The sequence below is a fragment of the Escherichia sp. GZ89 genome (genome assembly GCF_019366485.1).
Classification (GTDB): domain Bacteria; phylum Pseudomonadota; class Gammaproteobacteria; order Enterobacterales; family Enterobacteriaceae; genus Escherichia; species Escherichia fergusonii.
In genome coordinates this window covers 29,816-53,499 of sequence record NZ_JAEOHX010000007.1, presented here as the reverse complement: position 1 = coordinate 53,499, position 23,684 = coordinate 29,816, and the positions used below count along the sequence as shown (strand labels likewise).

17 protein-coding genes are annotated in these 23,684 nt (G+C 49.4%); 7 read left to right on the top strand and 10 right to left on the bottom strand.

Annotated elements, in window-relative coordinates; translation table 11 throughout:
* Window positions 1-10: 10 nt before the first annotated feature.
* The gene (gene ehaB / locus K0335_RS12795) at window positions 11-3,019 is read right to left on the bottom strand and encodes an autotransporter adhesin EhaB (protein WP_000556404.1); all 3,009 of its coding nucleotides are present in this window, start codon (window positions 3,017-3,019) and stop codon (window positions 11-13) included.
* A gap of 506 nt (window positions 3,020-3,525) precedes the next feature.
* Here ehaB and hemB point away from each other — a divergent pair.
* Entirely contained in the window at window positions 3,526-4,500 is a 975-nt protein-coding gene (gene hemB, locus K0335_RS12790) for a porphobilinogen synthase (RefSeq protein ID WP_000137503.1), read from the top strand.
* Window positions 4,501-4,539: 39 nt separating this feature from the next.
* On the opposite strand, the gene tauD is transcribed toward hemB, so the two are convergent.
* From tauD to tauA, 4 genes are read right to left on the bottom strand one after another with little or no spacing between them, the layout of a single operon-like run.
* A complete protein-coding gene (gene tauD / locus K0335_RS12785; protein WP_160193657.1) occupies window positions 4,540-5,391 on the bottom strand; it encodes a taurine dioxygenase in 852 nt (283 codons plus the stop codon).
* On the bottom strand, window positions 5,388-6,215 hold the full coding sequence (tauC, locus tag K0335_RS12780) for a taurine ABC transporter permease TauC (RefSeq protein WP_000114628.1): 828 nt from the start codon (window positions 6,213-6,215) through the stop codon (window positions 5,388-5,390). The genes tauD and tauC overlap by 4 nt, the downstream gene beginning before the upstream one ends.
* Window positions 6,212-6,979 (bottom strand): taurine ABC transporter ATP-binding subunit, encoded by a 768-nt coding sequence (tauB, locus tag K0335_RS12775; protein WP_000942291.1) that lies wholly within the window; start codon window positions 6,977-6,979, stop codon window positions 6,212-6,214. Before tauB ends, tauC begins: the two co-directional genes overlap by 4 nt.
* Window positions 6,980-6,990: 11 nt before the next feature.
* Complete coding sequence (tauA, locus tag K0335_RS12770) at window positions 6,991-7,953, bottom strand: taurine ABC transporter substrate-binding protein (RefSeq protein ID WP_104919303.1); 963 nt, start codon at window positions 7,951-7,953, stop codon at window positions 6,991-6,993.
* A 664-nt stretch (window positions 7,954-8,617) separates the two neighbouring features.
* On the opposite strand from tauA, the gene K0335_RS12765 reads away from it, so the two are divergent.
* Both K0335_RS12765 and K0335_RS12760 read left to right on the top strand, forming a co-directional pair.
* On the top strand, window positions 8,618-9,286 hold the full coding sequence (locus K0335_RS12765) for a PIG-L deacetylase family protein (protein ID WP_160193658.1): 669 nt from the start codon (window positions 8,618-8,620) through the stop codon (window positions 9,284-9,286).
* 424 nt (window positions 9,287-9,710) lie between these two features.
* On the top strand, window positions 9,711-12,779 hold the full coding sequence (locus tag K0335_RS12760; RefSeq protein WP_219393849.1) for a beta-galactosidase: 3,069 nt from the start codon (window positions 9,711-9,713) through the stop codon (window positions 12,777-12,779).
* 36 nt (window positions 12,780-12,815) lie between these two features.
* Here the strand turns inward: K0335_RS12760 and prpE are convergent, their stop codons facing one another.
* From prpE to prpB, 4 genes are read right to left on the bottom strand one after another with little or no spacing between them, the layout of a single operon-like run.
* Entirely contained in the window at window positions 12,816-14,702 is a 1,887-nt protein-coding gene (gene prpE / locus K0335_RS12755) for a propionate--CoA ligase (RefSeq protein WP_104919300.1), read from the bottom strand.
* A gap of 39 nt (window positions 14,703-14,741) precedes the next feature.
* Window positions 14,742-16,193 carry a 2-methylcitrate dehydratase gene (gene prpD, locus K0335_RS12750; protein WP_104919299.1) on the bottom strand — a complete coding sequence of 484 codons (1,452 nt, stop codon included), beginning with the start codon at window positions 16,191-16,193 and terminating at the stop codon, window positions 14,742-14,744.
* Window positions 16,194-16,226: 33 nt separating this feature from the next.
* The gene (prpC, locus tag K0335_RS12745; RefSeq protein ID WP_219393848.1) at window positions 16,227-17,396 is read right to left on the bottom strand and encodes a 2-methylcitrate synthase; all 1,170 of its coding nucleotides are present in this window, start codon (window positions 17,394-17,396) and stop codon (window positions 16,227-16,229) included.
* Window positions 17,397-17,440: 44 nt separating this feature from the next.
* Window positions 17,441-18,331 (bottom strand): methylisocitrate lyase, encoded by an 891-nt coding sequence (gene prpB / locus K0335_RS12740; RefSeq protein ID WP_000052172.1) that lies wholly within the window; start codon window positions 18,329-18,331, stop codon window positions 17,441-17,443.
* A gap of 238 nt (window positions 18,332-18,569) precedes the next feature.
* Here prpB and prpR point away from each other — a divergent pair, with 238 nt between their 5' ends.
* Window positions 18,570-20,156 (top strand): propionate catabolism operon regulatory protein PrpR, encoded by a 1,587-nt coding sequence (gene prpR / locus K0335_RS12735; protein ID WP_104919298.1) that lies wholly within the window; start codon window positions 18,570-18,572, stop codon window positions 20,154-20,156.
* A gap of 97 nt (window positions 20,157-20,253) precedes the next feature.
* On the opposite strand, the gene yahO is transcribed toward prpR, so the two are convergent.
* Window positions 20,254-20,529 carry a DUF1471 family periplasmic protein YahO gene (gene yahO, locus K0335_RS12730; protein WP_000855701.1) on the bottom strand — a complete coding sequence of 92 codons (276 nt, stop codon included), beginning with the start codon at window positions 20,527-20,529 and terminating at the stop codon, window positions 20,254-20,256.
* A 185-nt stretch (window positions 20,530-20,714) separates the two neighbouring features.
* On the opposite strand from yahO, the gene K0335_RS12725 reads away from it, so the two are divergent.
* The 3 genes from K0335_RS12725 (at window position 20,715) to K0335_RS12715 (ending at window position 23,638) form a co-directional block, all read left to right on the top strand.
* The gene (locus K0335_RS12725; protein WP_000433505.1) at window positions 20,715-21,347 is read left to right on the top strand and encodes a LysE family transporter; all 633 of its coding nucleotides are present in this window, start codon (window positions 20,715-20,717) and stop codon (window positions 21,345-21,347) included.
* A 121-nt stretch (window positions 21,348-21,468) separates the two neighbouring features.
* Window positions 21,469-22,872, top strand: coding sequence for a GGDEF domain-containing protein (locus tag K0335_RS12720; RefSeq protein WP_000438625.1), 1,404 nt, complete (start codon window positions 21,469-21,471; stop codon window positions 22,870-22,872).
* Window positions 22,873-22,966: 94 nt separating this feature from the next.
* Window positions 22,967-23,638 carry a FadR/GntR family transcriptional regulator gene (locus K0335_RS12715; protein ID WP_000906846.1) on the top strand — a complete coding sequence of 224 codons (672 nt, stop codon included), beginning with the start codon at window positions 22,967-22,969 and terminating at the stop codon, window positions 23,636-23,638.
* Window positions 23,639-23,684: the final 46 nt, after the last annotated feature.

The following is a 23,684-nucleotide window of genomic DNA, read 5'->3' as shown; positions in this document are numbered from 1 at the left end:
GAGAAATTTATTACCAGGTATATTTAACACCAACGTTTGCAGACCAATCTTGATCTACGTCACCGCCACCGAGGTAGTTAGCATCGGTATAAGCGCTGAAGTTTTTGGTGAAGCTGAACTGAGTACCCAGTCCAACACGTACCGCAGAACCTTCGGTACCGTTGTCGATGGAATCACCATTTACGTCGGCATCGTTGTTAGAGTCGTCGTAAACGTAAGCCAGTTTGAAGTACGGAGTCATCGCCTGGTCATCGCTGAAGGCGAAGGTATAACCAGCATCTACACCCAGTTCATAACGCATGCTGTCGTAAGACTGACCGTCGACTTTCATGTTGTTGCTCAGACGATAGTCGTCGCCAGACTGGAACAGACCAGATACGCTACCGTAAGGCGTTACGTAACCAGCATCACCCAGTTTGAAGTCATAACCCGCTTTCAGACCGAAGCCCCATGCGTCAGATGCAGTGTTACCATCTACGTACTGGCCATTGCTCATATCAGCAGTCAGATCGCTGTTGAAGTGAGAGTAGCTCAGGTTGCCGTCAACAAAGATGTTGTTTGCGAAGCGAGCAGAAGAGTAGATGTAGGCAGACTGGCTGTCTTGATCCACCTGACCAGAACGGTCGCTTACGTCACCTTTTGCAAAGCCAGCTGCCGCACCGACGATCCACTTAGCGTTGTTACCATCAATTTTGGTATCAACACCGACCATGATGCCGTTAACATCCTGATCGTAGTTAATGGTGCCGTTGTCGCCGTTGAAGTTACCGCCGAAGTAGCTCACCCATGCGCCACCGTTATCAGCCAGACCATGACGAGCGTTGGTCAGACGAGTACCAACGGTGTCCTGTTGCAGGTTCCAGATATTGGTGTTAGCAGACGGGATGCTCAGCGCCATGTTAGCGTAGTCAGTCAGTTCCATCTGTTGCAGAACAACGGTGTTACCGCGCTGCTCAGCCTGATAGGTGTATGCACCCAGGTCAGCTTTGTTAGCAGCAGAGAAGGTTGCGTTGCTGTTTTTGTCGTTAACGTAGATCAGTTCGTTACCGTTGTAGTCAGCAACAGAACCTGCACCAGTTGCGTTGTCGATACGAACTTTGTAGTTACCGGTTGCCGCAGCTACACGGTCACCCGCGTTATCAACTTCGTTCTGACCAGCTTCGATAGAAGCAGTGTTGTCGTTATCGCCGTTACCATTGATGGTCAGGTGACCATCAGAGTTCATTGCGATTAAGCCATAACCGTAGTTTGACTTGGTAGTGTCGTTGGTACGGTCGTTGGTCAGGTCGGCATCAAGTACGAAGCGGTTGCTTTCGATGTTGAACACACCAGAGTGAATGTTACCACTGGTATCAGTAGTGCTGGTCAGGTTCAGAGTATCAACCTGCAGAGCATTCGCCGCAGTGTTACCTACATCCAGAATACCGTCGTTAGTCACTTTGATGTTGTTGGCATACAGAGCAGCATCACCTACAGCCCAGCCAGCAGAAACATCATCAGCGATGGATACAGTACTGTTGTCGATGGTCAGTGAATCAGTCGCTACATGACCCGCTTCTTTGATGTTCAGAGCTGAACGGCCAGTCAGAGAGATAGAGTCAGAAACCAACGTAGAATCGGCAACGTTTACAGTAGAACCACTGTTGATGCTCAGCGTGTCGATCAGAGAAGATTTAGTGGTATCCCACTGTGAACCGGTGTTCAGCGTTACATTGAACAGACCGCTCTGGTAAACCTGGTTACCAGTAATATGGTTGTATTCACTGTAACTTGTATCATCGTTTTCAACGCCAACGGTTGATGACGGCCACAGGCTATTAGCAGTAATATCAATCAGAGTTGCAGTTGCTTCGGTGCCAACACCATATGTAGCGATGTCACCTTTACCATCTCCATCAACATCAATAGAACCTGTCTGATGAACAGATTGTGCTGCCCCAACCCATTTACTACCGTTATTTAATGTCAGATCCAGGCGATCTGTTCCATCCCAACCGTTGGTATCTACTTCACCATCAGCATCGCGATAACTATCTGCACCATGCGGGAAGAAGTTTTCATCGAAGTTGCTAGAGAAGATTACATCGCCCATCAAAGTTGAGTTACTAAAGTTAGCGGTAGTCTGCATAGCATTATCAGCATTCGGATGTGCAACCACAGCTAATGCAACATCATCCCAGCTTGCAATAGTGCTATCAGCAACACCATCTCCGTCAGTATCTGCGGTGACAAAGTTAGATTTACCACTATATTCGCTGGCATTACCAGTTTTACCAAACCAACCACTAGTGCCTTCATCAGACCATGAACCAGAGGTCACAGTAGAATCTTTAACAGTGATGGTGTTGTTAAACACTTCGCTGCTGTTAACACCAGTGCTAACAGTGTTGTCGTCGATATCTTCCCACTCGTAACCCTGGGTCAGAGTAATACCTGCAACATGGGAGTTATTAGTGATAGACAGATCAACTTCCTGATCTAGCGTGATTGCAGTACCCATATTATAAACGTTTGCAACATGCGTATCTGCAGCGTTGTTATAGGTGCCGTTGTATGTGTAATGTTCGTAGTTATCGTCAATCGTTGAATTATCAACGCTCAGAGCCAGACGATCATAGTAATAATCGGCATCTGCGCGATTAGTACAATCATCTTTAGTCAGGCACTCAGAAGTAATCATGCCATGAATAGTACTGTTTTTAATGGTCAGGCTATTCGCATTGGTATTGGCTTTAAGACCGTTATCCAGATAGTAAGTAGAGATAACACCGTTAACGGTAGCATTCTTAATTACTGGATAAATATCACCATTATAAACACTATTGGCCGCATAGTTGTTCCAACCCACATAGCCATCATAGTAAATGTCGTCTACATGAGTCGCATCATTGTAGTGATGAAACGTATTGTAGGTAGTACCGGAAATATCGTTAGATTCAGCATTAGCCTGAGAGGTGATTGCCAGAGTGCAAGCCAATGCTAATTGAGATAATACAAGTTTCTTTTTCCAGGAGTGCATTTGTCATCCCTCCTCAGGGACGTAATAAGTTGATCCATCAATTATCAATGCAAGAAAAACATTGTTTTGTTTCGCCCGACGATTATGCGGCGTTCTCGCCAAAAGGTTCAATTATTCTTTAAATTAAGTCCGGTTACGGACGACAAATAGATATTAAGTACAGATTCGGACAAAAATAATTTTTCCTAAAGCATTCAAACAGTAAGCCATATAAATCATTTAACGGAAAAATGAATCATTATATTAATAACAGAACAATGAATTATAATTGCAAAGTTGCATTCCAAAGAAAACAATTAAACCCATTAAATTTACGCAAAATAAATACATTGCGAATATAATTCAGCAATATAAATAATTCTAAGAAATGTGAATTTTCTGCAATTGATAGCAATTTTTTGTCTAAAACCGCGCTTCCCGGCGCTCTTAGAGACAACTTTGGTAAAACACCTCCGCGCAGCATCAGGTATACTACGACCTCTCATTCCACAAACATCAGGCATACCATGACAGAATTAATCCATCGCCCTCGCCGTCTGCGCAAATCAGCTGCGCTCCGCGCTATGTTTGAAGAGACAACACTCAGCTTAAATGATCTGGTGTTGCCGATCTTTGTTGAAGAAGAAATCGACGATTACAAAGCCATCGACGCCATGCCTGGCGTGATGCGCATCCCGGAGAAGTATCTGGCCCGTGAAATTGAACGTATTGCTAACGCGGGTATCCGCTCCGTAATGACGTTTGGTATTTCCCACCATACCGATGAAACCGGTAGCGATGCGTGGAAAGAAGAAGGTCTGGTGGCGCGTATGTCGCGCATTTGTAAGCAGACCGTGCCAGAAATGGTGGTTATGTCCGACACCTGTTTTTGCGAATATACCTCACACGGTCACTGCGGTGTTCTGTGCGAACATGGTGTTGATAACGACGCGACATTGATCAACCTGGGTAAACAGGCTGTCGTTGCCGCCGCTGCTGGCGCAGATTTTATCGCCCCTTCAGCAGCAATGGATGGGCAAGTTCAGGCGATTCGCCAGGCTCTGGATGCCGCCGGATTTACCGATACGGCAATCATGTCCTACTCCACTAAATTTGCCTCTTCATTCTATGGTCCGTTCCGCGAAGCCGCCGGGACAGCATTAAAAGGTGATCGCAAAACCTATCAGATGAATCCAATGAACCGTCGTGAAGCAATTCGCGAGTCGTTACTGGATGAAGCGCAAGGCGCAGACTGCCTGATGGTTAAACCTGCGGGAGCCTATCTTGATGTGTTACGTGATATTCGTGAGCGTACCGAACTGCCGGTTGGTGCTTATCAGGTCAGTGGCGAATACGCGATGATCAAGTTTGCCGCACAAGCAGGCGCAATAGATGAAGAGAAAGTGGTGCTGGAAAGTTTAGGATCGATCAAGCGCGCGGGTGCGGATCTGATCTTTAGCTATTTCGCGCTCGATCTGGCAGAGAAAAAAATCCTCCGTTAATGGTTATCTCGCCGGGTAAGTCACCTTACCCGGCATTTATTATCCCGCCCGATAAAACGGCTTATCCCCCAAAATGGTAGCCCGATGCATTATCCGCCGCTGTGGCAGGTAATCGGCATTGGCGTAATGTTGAGTGACGCGGTTATCCCAAATCGCGACATCGTTGGGTTGCCAGCGCCAGCGAACCTGAAACTCCGGTTTGGTGATATGGGCGAACAGAAACGCCAGTAACATCTCACTCTCTTTTGCCGTCACATCCACAATGCGGGTAGTAAAACCTTCATTAACGAATAATGCGTGCTTACCGCTTACCGGATGCGTACGCACCACCGGGTGTAATAAAGGTGGGTTTTTCGCTACGGCTTCCCGCCAACGTTGATGGTCCTCTTCTGTTTTACGGAATTTATATTCCGGGAATGATTTGCGGAAATCATGTTCCGCCTGCAAACCATTTAACAACTGACGAAACGGAGCTGAAAGCGCTTCATAAGCAGCAATGCCACTGGCCCATAACGTATCACCGCCAGTAGAAGGCAGTTCTTTAGCGGCCAGAATTGCCCCGGCAGGCGGTGTTTCAATAAAGGTGACGTCTGTGTGCCAGTTATCATTATCTGGCGGATTATCGTGGTGCGTATCCAGCACAATGATTTCATCCACGCCAGCGGCATGAGGGTAAACAGGATGAATATGAAGATCACCAAAGCGTTGCGCCAGTGCGCGCTGCTGCTGTGGTGTGATGGCCTGCTCACGCAGAAACACCACCTGATGGCGCAGCACTGCATGGTAAAGCTGTTCAAACTGATTATCACTTAATGGTCGCGTGAAATCAGCGCCGGAAATCAACGCGCCAATGTGCGGCCCAAGTGGGGTAATACTCAGACGTTCACTCATTTTACTTCTCCATGCCAGGGCGTCAGGCGACGCTGTAACGCGCGCAGACTCAACTCTAAAAGAAAGGCGATTACCGCAATCACCGCGATTCCCGCCAGCACCACATCAGTTGCCAGAAATTCTCCGGCAGACTGGACCATAAACCCTAAACCTCGCGTCGCCGCGATCAGTTCTGCCGCCACCAGGGTAGACCAGCCAACGCCAAGTCCAATGCGTAGCCCGGTTAATATTTCCGGCAAAGCACCAGGTAAAATGACGTACCACAATACCTGAACCCGATTCGCCCCCAGCGACTGTGCGGCACGAATACGCACCTGTTGCACGCTTTGAACTCCCGCCAGGGCTGACATCGTCAGGGGCGCGAAAATCGCCAACCAGATCAACAATACTTTCGGTGTTTCGCCAATACCGAACCAGATAACCATCAGAGGAAGCCAGGCGAGTGGTGGTACAGGGCGATAAAGCTCAATTATCGGATCGAGAATGCCGCGTATCGTTGGGCTTAATCCCATTGCAACTCCAGCCGGAATGCCGATAACCACCGCAGCGATCAAGGCCAGCAAAATACGGCTCATACTCGCGGCCAAATGCTGCCATAGCGTGGCATCCATAAATCCTTGCGCTCCGGCAATGGTGACCAGTTTTGCCAAAACTTGCTGTGGTGGCGGCAGAAACAGCGGGCTAATCAGTTGACAGGCTGTCACCGCCCACCAGATAGTCACTAAAACGGCTAACACGCTAAAACTTAAGGTAAGCTGACGCGAGAGAGGCCATCGCAGTCGCCAGCGCCACTGATGCGTTTTCTCGTTAATCAATACACTCATGAGAACGCCTCCCGTTGGGCAAACACACGGCTCAGGACATATTCGCGGGTCGCAATAAATTGCGGATCAGATTTAATCGCCCGGCTTGATTCTCCTGCAGTAAAGCGGCGAGAAAAATTCAGCCGTATACGTTCCAGAACGCGCCCTGGCGCAGGTGATAGCAGCACCAGCTCGGTGGCCATAAAAACGGCTTCTTCAATATCATGGGTGATCAGCAACACCTGTTTGCCACTTTCCTGCCAAAGTTTCAGTAACAGGCTTTGCATCTGATCACGGGTAAATGCATCCAGTGCACCAAAGGGTTCGTCGAGGAGTAAAAGTTGAGGATTCGCGGCGAGTGCGCGGGCAATCCCCACTCGCTGGCGTTGACCACCAGAGAGCTGCCAAATGAAACGTTTTCCCGCGCCCTCCAGCCCGACTTTTATCAACATCTGTTGTGCTACTTGCACACGTTGCGCTTTTTCCATTCCCGCCAGTTGCAGGCCAAGTGCGACGTTATCCTGCACATTTCGCCACGGCAGCAGACCTTCATTTTGAAACACAACACCGCGTTCAGCTCCCGGCCCAACAATCGCGTTTCCTGCCAGGTGGATTGTGCCGTGTTGATACGGCACAAATCCGGCTATCAAATTTAGCAATGTGGTTTTACCACAGCCAGATGGCCCAAGTACCACCAGCAATTCACCCCTGTTCAGCGTCAGATTGATATCTTCTAGTGCTGGTTTGCCCGCATAGTCGGCGTAGAGATGGGAAACCTGTAGCATCTGCGCCTCCATTACTGCACAAAACGATCGGTGACGTACTGGCTATAATCAGCCGCCACAGCAGGCACTTTGCCTTGTTCCTTTAAAAACTGCGCGGTGTCGACAATCGCTTTGTTCACCGGGCCATTAAGTTCCGCACTTTGTTGTTGTGGTGTCAGGTAAGTGTTGCCTTTAACCAGACCAGGCACATCAGCTTCCTGCACACCACTAAAACGCGCCAGTTTGCTGATATTTTCTGGCTGTTTCAGCCATGCGTCAGGATCAGCAATATAAGGTTGCTGGGCATTAATGGCGCTTTTGGCAAAGGCTTTTACTACCTCAGGATATTTTTGTGCGAAATCTTTACGCACCACCCACACATCCAGCGTCGGGGAGCCCCATTGTCCAACCTGTTCTGAATCCGTAAGCACTTTGCCATCCTTTTCCAGTGCATTGACGGCAGGTGCCCAGACATAAGCGCCATCAATATCACCACGCTGCCAGGCTGCAATAATGGCTGGAGGCTGCAAATTAATGATCTCCACCTGACCCGGTTTTATTCCCCAGTGTTTCAATGCTGCCAGCAGGCTGTAATGTGTGGTGGAGATAAACGGCACAGCAATACGTTTACCGATCAAATCTTCTGGTTTGCTTATGTTTTTCTTCACCACCAGCGCTTCAGAATTACCGAGTTTTGAGGCCAGCAGGAAGACTTCAATCGGTACTTGCTGGCTGGCAGCAACCGCCAGTGGGCTGGAACCAAGGTTGCCAATTTGTACATCCCCTGAAGCCAACGCCCGAACGATGCTGGCACCGCTATCAAACTTACGCCAGTCAACATTCGCCCCGCTCTCTTTAGCAAAGGTGTTATCTGCCTGTGCAACTTTCGCGGGTTCAGCGGAAGTTTGATAAGCAACAGTTACGTTTACTGCATGTGCCTGAAAGGCCACTACAGCCAGTACGGCGAGGAATGTATTACGCGATGATATTGCCATGATTGCCTGCTCTCCTGTCTTGTTATGCAGGCAGTATTCGCGGACAACGAGATTAGATAAAAGAATTAATCGCTATGTACAAGATGCTTTTATTCTTAGCAAAAAAGTGACAAACGTAAGCTCAAATGAGACTAAAGACATTCATAACTTCGTCCAATGCGCTATGTTTATACTGTAAAAATAATTTTTAATATATTGAATTAGCAAAATATCTAATAATACTTAATATGTTTACGTCGCATCCGATACGTAAAATATGTAGCGTTAAATATATTCGCAATACAATTCAGAAGGTTAAAAACAAACAGAACAAATTTTGACAGTTAAGATAAATGAAATATATTCACGGTTTATATAATATAATTTTTCATGATATTTAAAATCTGAACATAAAAATAAAAAATCAATTTTAAATATAATCAATTGACAAATCAAATTACATCAAAATACAATATATATAACCATACGCCTCTAAATGCACATTTAATTAACACATGACACACAAAAAAAACACATTCTCCCACCGCCCCTCCAGATATTAAATATTCCTGATCCCAGGATTATTTATATCTCTCTCACTCCTGGCGTCTGTACTTGCAGAAAAGTTCTTATGTGTTGCTTTTAGAGAAGTTTCACCATAATAATTAACATGAGGTGTCAGAATGTGGACAAAATTATAAGTTCTGCTTTTCCTTCTGTAGAAAAAAGGCAAGGAATTTTGGCTATTGGTGCACATCCTGACGATATAGAATTAGGTTGTGGTGCCTCTCTGGCTCGCCTTGCCAAAAAGGGAATTTATGTTACAGCAGTTGTTATGACTTCCGGGGAAGAAGAATCCGCAAAAAATAGTGATCGCTATCAGGAATCCAGCGAAGCATTAAAAATTTTAGGCTGTCAGAAAATTATTCATCTTAATTTTTCGCAGACCCGCACATACATGCAACTCAATGACATGATTACCGCTCTGGAAGATGTCATTGCCCGTCAAATTCCCTCTGAAGTAGAGATTATGCGTGTTTATACCATGCATGATATTGATCGCCATGAAGAACACCTTGCCGTTTACCAGGCTTCCATGATGGCCTGTCGAGATATTCCGCAGATTTTCGGCTATGAAACGCCAGGCACCTGGCTTTCATTTATTCCACAAGTTTTTGAATCAGTGGATGAAGAATATTTCACATTGAAGCTCGCGGCATTAAAAAAACATAAAAGCCAAAGCCAGCACGACTATATGCACCCGGAGCGACTGCGGGCTGTCGCACAATTTCGTGGTCATCAGGTTAACATCCCCCTGAGTGAAGGTTTTGTCATTCATAAAATGATTCTTTAAAAGGATCTTATACGCTATATAATTCGAGTCGCAGACAGGCAACTTGAAATACTGCATTGCTGGCGTGAACCAGACGACAACCGCCTGGAATTCTGATTCCTCTGCCGCCTGGAACACTGGCGGCATTTTTCCTTATCAGCGTACCAGACGTAAATGTCCGCGCCGGGGGCTGAGTAAAGGTTTGGGTGTAACAATGACATACAGCCAGGGTCGCCAACTCATAACACCTCCGTTTTCGGCTTTTAGTTAAACTCTGGCAGTGAAAAAACGCCCCGGCATTAATACGAAAGTTGTAACGCCCCTCCTCTTCTCATACTTGTTACAGACAATTCGTCCTCGCGCACACATTTGCACACTGAATAAGACGCTTATTTATAGCCTATGGCAAGATAGCCAGCAGACGACTTTATCTCAGGATACCGCCATGCCCTTGAATACGGATTCACTTGCAGCTGTCTTACATCGTCGCGACTGGGAAAACCCGGCGATAAGTCAACTCAACCGCCTGGCAGCGCATCCCCCTTTTAGCAGCTGGCGCAGTGCTGAAGACGCTCGCAATAACCTGCCTTCCGGTAGTGTGCTTAACCTGAACGGCGAATGGCGATTTACATGGTATCCGTTCCCGGAAGCCGTACCGGAGAGTTGGTTGTTGTACGACACCGACAATGCTGACACGGTGACCGTACCTTCATGCTGGCAGATGGATGGCTACGACGCGCCAATTTACACCAACATCACCTACCCAATTCCGGTTAATCCCCCTTTTGTTCCTGTGGAAAATCCCACGGGTTGTTATTCAGTTATCTTTACGGTGGATGACGCCTGGCGGCAGTCAGGGCAGACACGAATAATTTTTGATGGTGTCAATTCCGCATTTCATTTGTGGTGTAACGGCTGTTGGGTAGGTTATTCCCAGGATAGCCGCCTCCCTTCTGAGTTTGATCTCAGTGACTTCTTGCAGGAAGGCGAAAACCGCCTGGCGGTAATGGTGCTGCGCTGGTGTGACGGTAGCTACCTGGAAGATCAGGATATGTGGCGGATGAGTGGTATTTTTCGTGACGTTACACTGCTGCATAAACCTACCAGTCAAATCAACGATATGTATGTGAATACGCACTTTAACGATGATTTTAGCCGGGCAGCTCTGGAGGCAGAGGTCAGAATCAACAGCGACGACGTCAGAGAGCTGCTTGTCACAGTGCAATTGTGGCAGGGAGAGACGCTGATTGATGAAGAAACCGCGCCACCTGGCAGTGAAATTATTGATGAGCGCGGCGCATATAACGATCGAGTAACGTTACGTCTTTCAGTGGAAAGACCTGCACTCTGGAGTGCGGAAACGCCCAACCTTTACCGCGTCGTATTCTTGTTACAAACCGCTGACGGCACTTTGATAGAAGCCGAAGCGTGTGATGTCGGTTTTCGTCAGGTCAAAATTGAAAACGGGTTATTGCTGCTTAACGGAAAACCGTTGCTGATTCGTGGAGTGAACCGCCATGAGCATCATCCGCTGCATGGGCAGGTGATGGACCGTGAAACCATGCTGCAAGATATCCTGCTGATGAAGCAGAATAACTTCAATGCTGTCCGCTGTTCGCATTACCCTAATCATCCTTTGTGGTACACACTTTGTGACCAGTACGGGCTATATGTGGTTGATGAGGCAAATATCGAAACCCACGGCATGGTGCCGATGAACCGTCTGAGTGATGATCCACAGTGGTTACCCGCCATGAGCCAGCGCGTAACACGGATGGTACAGCGAGACCGCAATCATCCCTGCATTATAATCTGGTCATTGGGTAATGAGTCTGGTCATGGTGCAAATCACGATGCGCTTTATCGCTGGGTAAAATCAACCGATCCTTCCCGCCCGGTGCAGTATGAAGGTGGAGGAGCAAACACGGCGGCAACCGATATCATTTGCCCGATGTACGCCCGTGTCGATGAAGATCAGCCCTTCCCGGCAGTGCCAAAATGGTCGATTAAAAAATGGCTTTCACTACCTGGTGAACAACGCCCGTTAATACTCTGCGAATACGCCCACGCGATGGGGAACAGCCTCGGCGGCTTTAGCAAATACTGGCAGGCATTTCGTCAGTATCCGCGTTTACAAGGTGGTTTTGTCTGGGACTGGGTAGATCAGTCGCTGATTAAATATGATGAAGAGGGTCATCCGTGGTCGGCTTACGGCGGTGATTTTGGTGATACGCCTAATGACCGTCAGTTCTGTATGAACGGTCTGGTCTTTGCCGATCGCACGCCGCATCCGGCACTAACGGAGGCGAAACATGCTCAACAATTTTTCCAGTTCAGGCTGCTCGAACGGAAAATTGAAGTCACCAGTGAATACATGTTCCGCCACAGCGATAATGAGATCCTGCAATGGTCGCTAGCGTGGGATGGTAACACTGTGGCGAGTGGCGAAGAGTCTCTGGATATCGCAGCATGTAGCACTCAAGTTATCACCTTGCCTGAATACCCTCTTTCGCAAATGCCTGGGCAACTATGGCTAACCGTACAAGTGATACAACCTAACGCAACAGCCTGGTCTGAAGCGGGTCATATCAGCGCCTGGCAGCAGTGGCTGATTGCTGAAAATCTTTCTACTGAATCCCCAACTGCGGCTTCCTGTACACCTGATTTATCAATTGATGATGCTTTTTTTAGCGTGGAGTCAGGTCATAAACGTTGGCAATTTAACCGCCATTCAGGTTTTCTCAGCCAATACTGGCTTGATGACCAGCCGCAGTTATTGTCTCCGCTTATGGATCAATTTACCCGTGCGCCGCTGGACAACGATATTGGTGTCAGCGAAGCCCACCATATTGATCCTAACGCCTGGGTGGAACGCTGGAAAGCCGCCGGGCATTACCAGCCAGAGGTGTTATTACTGCAATGTGAAGCACAGGCGCTTTCACAGTCGGTACTGATAACCACTGCACATGCCTGGCAGTATCAGGGTAAGACGCTGTTTATCAGCCGAAAAACCTATCGTATTGATGGGCATGGTGAGATGTTCATTGCTGTTAATGTTGAGGTTGCAAGCGATACACCGCATCCGGCACGTGTTGGCCTCACCTGCCAACTGGCGCAAGTGGCAGAGCGCGTAAACTGGCTGGGATTAGGCCCGGAAGAAAACTACCCAGACAGACTAAGTGCAGCCTGTTATGACCGCTGGGAGCGACCATTGTCAGCGATGTATACACCCTACGTCTTCCCCAGTGAAAACGGTCTGCGTTGTGGCACTCGCGAATTGAATTATGGCTCACACCAATGGCGAGGCGACTTTCAGTTCAATATCAGCCGTTATAGCCAAAAGCAACTCATGGAGACCAGCCATCGCCATCTGCTACAAGCGGAAGAAGGCACATGGCTTAATATCGATGGTTTTCATATGGGAGTTGGCGGTGATGACTCATGGAGCCCGTCAGTTTCGCCGGAGTTTTTATTGAACGCTGGTCGTTATTATTATCAGGTGAGCTGGCGATAAATGTCGGATGCGTCACGCGAAGCATCCGACAATACCTTACTCTTCCATCGCCTGGCGGATCTGATCCAACGACGCAGGATCATCAATAGTCGTCAGATCCCCCGGATCGCGTCCTTCACAAATCGCCTGGATCGTGCGGCGCAGCATTTTTCCGGATCGCGTTTTCGGTAATTGCGAGACAAACCAGACGTGCGCCGGGCGACCAAAGTTGCCAATCTGGCTGTCCACCAGCGCCATAATCGCCTTCTCTTGCGAGTGCGCCACCTCGCGATCTTCCAGACTGTCGCTCTCTTTCGGAATGACAAACGCCACCGCCACCTGCCCTTTCAGTGCATCTTTCACCCCAACCACCGCCACTTCAGCAACGCCCGGATGACTGGAGATACTCTCTTCAATCTCGCGTGTGCCAAGCCGATGCCCGGCAACATTAATCACATCGTCAGTACGCCCGAGAATAAAGTGATAACCGTCAGCATCGCGGATGCCCCAGTCAAAGGTGGCGTACACCGGACGGGAAAATAACGACCAATACGTCTTCACAAAGCGGTCGTCATCGCCCCAGATGGTTTGAATACACCCCGGCGGCAGCGGCCCTTCCACCACTACCATCCCTTTCTCGTTGACACCGCACGGTTCGCCGGTGACTTCATTGAGCAACTGCACGTTGTATCCATACATCGGCACGCCGGGGCTTCCCAGACGTGTCGGCCTGTCGTCCAGACCACGAGCAATCGCCATAATCGGCCAGCCGGATTCAGTCTGCCAGTAGTTGTCGATGACCGGCACATCCAGCGTATTGCTCACCCAACTGGCAGTCGGCTCATCCAGCGGTTCTCCCGCCAGATAGAGCACTTCCAGCGACGAGAGATCGTGTTTGCGAATTTCAGCGGTAGGGAATTTTTTCAGCACGCGGATGGCGGTCGGCGCTGAGAACATCCGGCTAACCTGATATTTCTCGACGATTTTCCACCACACGCCGCAGTCAGGCCAGGTCGGTAATCCTTCGTAAACAATGGTCGCCATCCCCGCCAGCAGCGGCGCGTAGACGATATACGAATGCCCCACTACCCAGCCGATATCTGACGCACAGAAGAACACACCGCCCGCTTTACCACCAAAAATGGTGTCCATTGAGGTCGCCAGCGCCACCGCATAACCGCCGACGTCACGCTGCACACCTTTTGGTTTGCCGGTCGTGCCGGAGGTGTAGAGAATGCAGGAGGTTTCGTTGGATTCCAGCCACGCCACCGGCACCCGCGCGCCGATGTGTTGATGGCGCAACGACGCGAAATCGACATCCCGTCCGGTAACGCGCGCCATTTTCGCCAGCCCGCGATCCACCAGCAAAACGTGGCGCGGCTGATGCTGCGCCTGGCTTATCGCATCGTCGAGCAATTTTTTATAGGGAATGATTTTGCCACCGCGCGCTCCGGCATCTGCCGAGACAATCAGCACCGGTTTAGCGTCATCAATCCGCGCAGCCACGCTGTGCGAGGCAAATCCACCAAACACTACCGAGTGAATAGCGCCAATGCGCGCGCAGGCCAGCAGGGTAATATGCGCTTCGGCAATCATCGGCATATACACCAGCACCCGATCGCCACGCCGTACGCCCAGTGAGCGCAGCATTGACGCCACCGCGTTCACTTCGTCATGCAACTGGCGAAAGGTAAAGGTGCGCTCTTCTTCTGTTTCCGAAGAGACGGCAATTAATGCCAGCGCCTCTGGCTGTTTCTCCAGCCAGCGGTCGATGGCGTTGTGGCACAAATTGGTTCGGCCTTCACAAAACCAACGGGCAAACGGCGGATTGCTGTGATCGAGCGTTTGCGTAAAGGGCGTCTGCCAGTCAATACGCCGGGCCTGCTCGGCCCAGAATTGCTCCGGTTCGTTAATCGAACGCTGATAAAATTCGCTAAAAGACATAATGCTCTCCTGTTGAACTTACGCCTTACCGCCGTTTACTTAAATGACGTACAGGTCGAGATACTCATTGACCGGCATCTGTTCCAGGCGAGCTCTGTCGAGAGAAACGTCCAGAATGCGCTGCTGCTGTCGAGTCGGGAACTGGCGCGCGAGGTTGATTTTGAATTTATCGACCAGTTTCGGAATACCGTCATGGCGGCGACGAGCATGACCAATTGGGTACTCCACCACCACTTCTTCAAATCGCGTACCGTCGGTAAACTCAAGGGTAATGGCATTGGCGATGGCGCGTTTTTCCGGGTCGTGGTAGTCAGCGGTAAATGCCGGATCTTCAAAGCAATTGATCTTCTCGCGCAGGGCGTCGATGCGTTTATCTTGCGCGACGTTTTCTTCGTAATCTGCTGCCGTTAAGCGCCCGAACAGCAGTGGGATCGCCACCATATACTGAATGCAGTGGTCGCGGTCAGCCGGGTTATTGAGCGGCCCTTTTTTGTCGATGATGCGAATACAGGCTTCGTGGGTGCGAATGGTCACTTTTTCGATATCCGCCGCCGTTTTGCCTGCTGCCTGCATCTGTTCATAGAGCGTCATCGCCGCTTCAACTGCCGTCTGGGAGTGGAACTCCGCCGGGAAGGAGATTTTGAACAGCACATTCTCCATGACGTAAGAACCGTACGGACGCTGGAAGCGGAACGATTCACCTTTAAAGGAGACGTCGTAGAAGCCCCACACCGGCGCGGTCAGAGCTGACGGGTAACCCATTTCGCCCGTTTTCGCCATCAGCGCCAGACGTACCGCGCGGGATGTAGCATCGCCCGCCGCCCAGGATTTACGCGTGCCGGTGTTCGGCGCATGGCGGTAGGTGCGCAGCGACTGTCCGTCTACCCATGCCAGCGAAACGGCGTTGAGGATTTCATCACGGGTCAGGCCAAGCATTTCGGCGACCACGGCGGTGGAAGCCACTTTCACTAACAGAACGTGGTCAAGGCCGACGCGATTAAAGGAGTTTTCCAGCGCGATGCAGCCCTGAATTTCATGGGCTTTAATCATTGCGGTCAGCACCTGTTTCATGGTCAACGGCGCTTTGCCGCTGGCGACCGCGTTGCGTGAAAGCCAGTCTGCCGTTGCCAGAATGCCGCCGAGGTTGTCGGAAGGATGACCCCACTCCGCCGCCAGCCAGGTATCGTTAAAATCGAGCCAGCGAATCATCGCGCCGATGTTAAATGCCGCCTGGACGGGATCGAGCTGGAACTGGGTTCCGGGGACGCGCACACCGTTAGGTACGACGGTGCCGGGGACAATTGGCCCCAGCAGTTTTTTACAGGCCGGGTATTCGAGAGCTTCCAGACCGCAGCCGAGAGTGTCAAGCAGGCAGTAATGGGCGGTGTCGTAGGCCACTCTGGAGCTGATTTCGTAGTTCATGACGTAATCGACGATATCAACGATTTCACGGTCGAATTCCGGGCGGATGTTGTTAATTTGAGCTGACATTGGGTACGTTTCCTTCTTGTTATTCGTAGAGGTTTACTGGCGCTTATCCAGCGCGACAAACGGTCGCTCTTCCGGTCCAACGTAATTGGCGGAAGGACGGATAATTTTGTTGTCCTGACGTTGTTCGATAATGTGCGCCGCCCAGCCGGTGACGCGGGCGATAACAAACAGTGGCGTGAACATCTCGGTGGGAACGCCCATCATGTTGTAGGAAACAGCGGAGAACCAGTCGAGATTGGGGAACATCTTTTTGCTCTCCCACATCACCGCTTCCAGACGATCGGCGATGTTGTACATCTTCAGCGAGCCGCCTTCCTGCGAGAGCTGCTTCGCCACACGTTTGATCACCTGATGACGCGGGTCGGCGATGGTATAAACCGGATGCCCAAAACCAATGACCACTTCTTTGTTTTCAACCCGCTTGCGGATATCAGCTTCGGCTTCGTCCGGCGTTTCGTAGCGTTGCTGGATCTCCAGCGACACTTCATTCGCCCCGCCGTGTTTCGGCCCGCGCAGTGCGCCAATCGCGCCGATAATGGCTGAATACATGTCAGAGCCGGTGCCCGCAATCACCCGGCTGGTAAAGGTGGAGGCGTTAAACTCGTGTTCGGCGTACAGCACCAGCGAAATATGCATCGCCTTTTCCCAGCTTTGCGACGGCTTTTCGCCGTGCAGCAAATGCAGGAAGTGGCCGCCGATGGAGTCGTCATCGGTTTCCGGCTGGATGCGTTCGCCATTGTGACTGTAGTGATACCAGTAGAGAAGAATCGAGCTAAGCGACGCCAGCAGTTTGTCGGCAATATCCCGCGCGCCAGAAACGGTATGCCCCTCTTTTTCTGGCAGCGTGCAGCCGAGCGCGGAAACCCCGGTGCGCATAACATCCATCGGGTGCGACGCCGCTGGTAAGGCTTCCAGCACAGTACGCACGTTAGCCGGTAAGCCGCGCAGGGCTTTCAGTTTTGTTTTGTAGGCGGCGAGTTCGTCACGGGTAGGCAGTTTGCCGTGGATCAGCAGATGCGCCACTTCTTCAAATTCGCAATGTTCTGCCAGATCAAGAATATCGTAGCCGCGGTAATGCAGGTCGTTGCCACTTTTACCCACCGTACACAGCGCCGTATTGCCCGCCGGAACGCCAGAAAGTGCCACAGATTTTTTCGGTTTAATGATATGGGTACTGTTTTGCAGGATCGTTATATCGCTCATGTTGTCCTCGTCATTTGTAGGGTCGAGATATTTTTCGTTGTGTTTTATTTCGCCTGGCTACGGGCAAACAGGTCGTCGAGCTTCTCTTCGTACTGGTAGTAGTTGATGCTTTCATACAGCTCGTTGCGGGTCTGCATGGTGTCGATGACACTTTTCTGCGTGCCTTCCTGGCGCAGGACGTTGTAGACATGTTCAGCGGCACGGTTCATGGCGCGGAAAGCAGAAAGGGGATACAGCGCCATTGCGACATGGGCGCTGCGTAATTCGTCGGTGGTAAACAGCGGCGTAGCACCAAATTCAGTAATGTTGGCAAGGATCGGCACCTGCACCGCATCGGCAAACTGGCGGTACATGGCGAGTTCGGTAATTGCTTCCGGGAACAACATCTCGGCACCCGCTTCAACATAGGCCTGCGCACGCTCGATCGCCGCATCCAGCCCTTCAACCGCCAGCGCATCGGTGCGCGCCATGATCACAAAATCAGGATCGGTTTTCGCATCCACCGCCGCGCGGATCCGATCCACCATTTCTTCTTTTGAAACGATCGCTTTGTTCGGACGATGTCCGCAGCGTTTTGCACCAACCTGATCTTCAATATGTAAGCCCGCCGCACCGGCTTTAATCATCGATTTCACAGTGCGGGCAACGTTAAAAGCCGAAGAGCCAAAACCGATATCCGCATCCACCAGCAGCGGCAGCGAGCAGACGTCGGTGATACGGCGAATATCAGTCAGCACATCATCAAGAGTAGAAATACCGAGATCCGGCAACCCCAGCGAACCTGCCGCCACGCCACCACCGGAAAGATAAATCGCCTGATATCCGGCACGCTGGGCCAACAGCGCATGATTAGCGTTGATGGTGCCGACAATCTGCAATGGATTTTCTTTAGACAGTGCAGCGCGAAACGCTTTACCTGGAGAGTGTAGAGACATAGCCCATCCTTTGTTATCAACTTGTTATTTACGTTGATAAAGACAAAGCAAGGGGTATGCCACAATTGTCTGAATAAAATTAAATGTTTAATTTCAATTTGTTAGAGATAAAATCATGAAGTGATCCGCAAATATGCGTTTCAGTTAACGTTTCAGGCAATGTTTCACTGCGTTTCATTGCAACAATTATGAAACAAGACTAAACCCATTATTCGGTTTCTTAACTTTGCGGTGCGCTATGGCACATCCACCACGGCTGAATGACGACAAACCGGTTATCTGGACGGTATCTGTAACGCGCCTGTTCGAGCTATTTCGCGATATCAGCCTCGAGTTTGATCACCTGGCAAACATTACCCCTATCCAGCTTGGCTTTGAAAAAGCGGTGGCCTACATCCGCAAAAAACTGGCCAGCGAACGCTGCGACGCCATCATTGCCGCTGGCTCTAACGGCGCGTACCTGAAAAGCCGCCTGTCGGTACCGGTAATTCTGATAAAACCGAGCGGCTACGATGTGTTACAGGCACTGGCAAAAGCCGGAAAACTCACCTCTTCTATCGGCGTTGTCACCTATCAGGAAACCATTCCGGCATTGGTAGCGTTTCAAAAAACCTTTAGTTTGCGCCTCGACCAACGTAGCTACATCACCGAAGAAGACGCCCGCGGGCAAATCAATGAGTTGAAAGCCAACGGCACCGAAGCGGTGGTCGGCGCAGGGCTGATTACCGATCTGGCAGAAGAGGCCGGGATGACCGGAATTTTTATTTATTCCGCCGCCACCGTACGCCAGGCGTTCAGCGATGCGCTGGATATGACGCGCATGTCTCTACGGCATAACGCGCACGATGCTACCCGCAATGCCCTGCGTACTCGTTACGTGCTGGGCGATATGCTCGGTCAATCACCACAGATGGAACAGGTGCGGCAGACTATTTTGCTGTATGCCCGTTCCAGTGCGGCGGTGTTGATTGAAGGGGAAACGGGGACGGGCAAAGAACTGGCGGCCCAGGCGATTCATCGGGAATATTTTGCCCGCCACGATGCGCGACAGGGCAAAAAGTCGCATCCTTTTGTTGCCGTCAACTGTGGGGCGATTGCCGAATCGCTGCTGGAGGCGGAACTGTTTGGCTATGAGGAAGGGGCGTTTACCGGCTCGCGACGCGGAGGACGCGCCGGGCTGTTTGAAATCGCCCACGGTGGCACGCTGTTTCTTGACGAGATAGGCGAAATGCCGCTGCCGTTGCAGACCCGGCTGCTGCGGGTGCTGGAAGAAAAAGAGGTCACCCGCGTCGGCGGGCATCAGCCTGTTCCGGTGGATGTACGGGTTATTAGCGCCACTCACTGCAATCTCGAAGAGGATATGCAGCAAGGGAGTTTTCGCCGTGATCTGTTTTATCGACTGAGTATTTTGCGTCTGCAATTGCCGCCGCTACGCGAGCGGGTGGCGGATATTCTGCCGCTGGCGGAAAGCTTTTTGAAAGTGTCACTGGCGGCACTTACTGCGCCATTTTCTTCCGCGTTACGTCAGGGATTAGAGGCAAGTGAAACTGTGCTGTTGCGCTACAACTGGCCGGGAAATATTCGTGAACTGCGCAATATGATGGAACGACTGGCGCTATTTTTAAGTGTGGAACCGACGCCGGATTTAACGCCGCAATTTTTGCAGTTGCTACTGCCGGAACTGGCGCGCGAGTCGGCGGAAACTCCCGGTCCATGCTTACTGACGCCACAACAGGCACTGGAGAAATTTAATGGCGATAAAACAGCCGCGGCCAATTATTTAGGTATCAGCCGAACGACATTCTGGCGGCGGCTGAAAAACTGAAATGCCGAATCCAGCGATAACGCTTTATCCGGCATAAATTTCAATAGATGATCACCGATAAACTTACGCATCGGGCATGTTTACATGGGGTGCAGAATTATTTCTTCTTATAAATATTTGCCGTGCCGTGGATCTTATTGTCAGTTTGACCAGAGGTCAGCACCAACACATCAGCCCCTTTTTCATCCGCTTTTTTGATCAGATCTTCTTTCGCATCTGCGGTCGACATTTCATTACTGGTTGAAATATCACCTATTTTTTCGTACTGCGATGCAACTTTTTCAAATTCCGCTTTGGTCATTAATTCTGCGGCATAAACGTTGGTAACGGCAAACGCTAACGCACCGATTAACAATTTAGACATCGTTTTCATATTTTTTGCTCCAGATGAGTTATCACGCTATCACCCTCAGAAAATCCGGGTCGATTAATAATTAGTTCAGCCAGGATAAAAAAGCCAGAAGCAGGAAAATTAGACGTTTGTGATCATTCTCGCACCGGGTCGATTTTTACAGAAATATGATGAAGTTATTCATCATATTTATGGAATGACTCCTTATGGAACCTCTGCACGCCGTTTTTCTTACCGTTGGTTTGTTCGTCATTACCTTTTTTAATCCTGGGGCAAACCTGTTTGTCGTGGTGCAGACCAGTCTGGCTTCTGGTCGGAGAGCGGGCGTGCTAACGGGGCTTGGTGTGGCACTGGGTGATGCGTTTTATTCCGGGCTGGGATTGTTTGGTATGGCAACGTTAATCACCCAAAGCGCAGAATTGTTTGCGATGATTAAGATCGCTGGCGGCGCTTATCTGTTGTGGTTTGCATGGAATAGCATTCGCCATCAGGCTACGCCGCAAATATCCACTCTGCACTCACCACTCAGCGCGCCCTGGTATGTTTTTTTTCGTCGGGGATTGCTGACTGATCTCTCCAATCCGCAAACTGTACTGTTTTTTATCAGTATTTTCTCCGTCACCCTGAATGCTGAAACACCTGCCTGGGCTCGATTGCTGGCATGGGGCGGAATAGTATTCTCTTCGGTTATCTGGCGGATTTTTCTCAGCCAGGCCTTTTCATTACCCGCTGTACGCCGCGCTTACGGAAGAATACAACGAATTGCCAGTCGGGTTATTGGGGCGGTAATTGGTATGTTTGCACTCCGTCTGATTTACGAGGGTATGACGCATCGTTAAAGCTTCGGATACGCCCGTTTAACGTGCAATTCACAATGCGTTCTTCCGGCAAAATCCTCCTTGACCATTGCGCGAAAAATGCCCGTAATATCACCGAGATTTATTAATGGCAGGTAGCACAATGGAACAGGTTGAATCCGGTAGCGACGATCTTCTTTTTACAGAATGGCAAACACTCATTAATCAAACACCAGTTGCCGCACATGAACTGCTGTTGTCATTAAGTGACAAAGAGTTACACCATCTGGTAACTATTTTTTATGATTACATGTTGTCGCACACTGAAAGTGCCCTGTTCCTGAATACTGAGCAGGTTAACAGCCGCCTTAGTAGCAGCATGTTTCACTGGTTACGTGCAGTACTGGGCAGCTCGCAGCAAGATTTACATGAACTGTTAGCAAAGCAGCATGAAATTGGCATCGTTCATGCGCGCATCGGTTTACCTATCGATCTGGTCGCTCGGGCTGCACGAAAAATCAAAGAAGAACTTTATCAAATCCTCGCGCTGCGAAAAGTGGCTGCCGCACATATCATTACCGACGCCATTTGTTTTAGCGGCCTGGCAATTGATACAGCCATAGAAGCAATGACGGCATCTTACTCGCCAAGCGTGCAAAATTCAGTCAATGCCGAAGAGCAATACCGCTTGTTGACTATCTATGACGATATAAACGTGGAACGGGAAAGACAAATTCGTTCTCTCACCGACTGGGAAAACCAATTTATCTACAATATTGCGACTGGCTTACCCATAAAAGACCTGGTCTTCTTGTCTAAATCTGAATTTGGCATGTGGTTTGCTCATAAAGGGAAGCATATTCTGGGTAAAAGCGTGTTGCTTTCCGGGATGGAAACGTTGATGAAAAAGATCGACCACCATCTGAAACAAGAGCTTCCCCTGCACGCGCAACTGACCACAGACGAACGTCTGAAGTTATTGCAGGAAATTCGCCAGTTAACGGCGCAAATTCATATTTTACTCTCTTCCATGTTTGAAGATCTGGTAAAAGAAGAAAACGGTAAAGATTCTCTGACACAACTATTAAATCGGCGCTTTATTCCGACGATTATGCGGCGGGAAATCTCTATCGCCCTGCACTCACGTAAACCGTTCGCCCTCGCCATGCTGGATATTGATTACTTCAAGCAAATTAATGATCGTTATGGGCATAATGCCGGGGATAATACGCTGAAAAATGTCTCTGCGATGATTTATGAACATATTCGCAGCAGTGATTATGTTTTCCGCTATGGTGGCGAAGAATTTATGATTTTGCTTGTCGAAACAGAATTATCACAAGCCAAAATTATTCTCGAAAATCTACGTAACAAAATGGCTGGTTTGCGTATCCAGGCTTCAGCCAGTGAAAGTTTTTCGGTCACGGTCAGTATTGGCGTCGCCGAATATGATTATCATCCTGACTATAAGCTATTGATAGAAAAGGCAGATAGTGCACTTTATTACGCCAAAAGTCAGGGCCGAAACCGGGTAGAAGTCTTCCAGCCACATATGACAAACGGCTGATTTTTCGTCATTGTCACTCGAAAGCAGTAGATCCGAACCAGGGATGGTATGATAATTCGTTGGATAACTAACGATAAAATCGAGCGGGAGGCACATGCTAATTCCAGAAATTAAACAGGAAAGGCTCTATCAAAAGATAGCGAATCTTATTATTAAGCTCATCAATGATAATGTGTTTCCACCAGGTAGCTTTTTACCTCCAGAACGTGAACTGGCGAAACAACTGGGGGTTAGTCGTTCATCGCTAAGAGAAGCGCTTATTGTTCTGGAGATATCTGGCTGGATTATTATTCAGTCTGGAAATGGGGTGATTGTCAGCGATAAAAAACACCCTCCTGTCGATTACACTATCGAAGAAATTCTTTATACCCGTGATTTAGTTGATAGTCATTGTGCCCGACTTGCAGCACTGGCTAATAATGAAACAATGATTAATAAAATTGAGGCACTTTATTTACGAATGGAAAATGCCATTAACGAAAATAATGTGGCTGAATTTTATACGCTTGATAAGCAGTTTCATCTGGCCATTTCTGAAGCCAGTCATAATCGGGTGTTATTAGATATGTCACGGATGCTTTGGGAGCAGCGCATCAATATACCCTATGCCGGGCTGGATAAACGTTCCGGCGATAAGAATGTACTTATCAACCTTAATCAACAGCATAAAGCAATCATTGAGGCGATTCGAGCAGGAGATGCAGACAATGCCTTGCAACAGGCACTGCTACATTTGAAGTATGTGCGAGAAATAATTGGTTATTAACCTTTTCTGCGCTAAAAAAACGCGTAGTGAATTCACTACGCGTTTT

Coding starts and splice junctions, on each gene's coding strand:
- ehaB (WP_000556404.1), bottom strand. CDS start 3,019: ATGCACTCCTGGAAAAAGAAACTTGTATTATCTCAATTAGCATTGGCT.
- hemB (WP_000137503.1), top strand. CDS start 3,526: ATGACAGAATTAATCCATCGCCCTCGCCGTCTGCGCAAATCAGCTGCG.
- tauD (WP_160193657.1), bottom strand. CDS start 5,391: ATGAGTGAACGTCTGAGTATTACCCCACTTGGGCCGCACATTGGCGCG.
- tauC (WP_000114628.1), bottom strand. CDS start 6,215: ATGAGTGTATTGATTAACGAGAAAACGCATCAGTGGCGCTGGCGACTG.
- tauB (WP_000942291.1), bottom strand. CDS start 6,979: ATGCTACAGGTTTCCCATCTCTACGCCGACTATGCGGGCAAACCAGCA.
- tauA (WP_104919303.1), bottom strand. CDS start 7,953: ATGGCAATATCATCGCGTAATACATTCCTCGCCGTACTGGCTGTAGTG.
- K0335_RS12760 (WP_219393849.1), top strand. CDS start 9,711: ATGCCCTTGAATACGGATTCACTTGCAGCTGTCTTACATCGTCGCGAC.
- prpE (WP_104919300.1), bottom strand. CDS start 14,702: ATGTCTTTTAGCGAATTTTATCAGCGTTCGATTAACGAACCGGAGCAA.
- prpD (WP_104919299.1), bottom strand. CDS start 16,193: ATGTCAGCTCAAATTAACAACATCCGCCCGGAATTCGACCGTGAAATC.
- prpC (WP_219393848.1), bottom strand. CDS start 17,396: ATGAGCGATATAACGATCCTGCAAAACAGTACCCATATCATTAAACCG.
- prpB (WP_000052172.1), bottom strand. CDS start 18,331: ATGTCTCTACACTCTCCAGGTAAAGCGTTTCGCGCTGCACTGTCTAAA.
- prpR (WP_104919298.1), top strand. CDS start 18,570: ATGGCACATCCACCACGGCTGAATGACGACAAACCGGTTATCTGGACG.
- yahO (WP_000855701.1), bottom strand. CDS start 20,529: ATGAAAACGATGTCTAAATTGTTAATCGGTGCGTTAGCGTTTGCCGTT.
- K0335_RS12725 (WP_000433505.1), top strand. CDS start 20,715: ATGGAACCTCTGCACGCCGTTTTTCTTACCGTTGGTTTGTTCGTCATT.
- K0335_RS12720 (WP_000438625.1), top strand. CDS start 21,469: ATGGAACAGGTTGAATCCGGTAGCGACGATCTTCTTTTTACAGAATGG.
- K0335_RS12715 (WP_000906846.1), top strand. CDS start 22,967: ATGCTAATTCCAGAAATTAAACAGGAAAGGCTCTATCAAAAGATAGCG.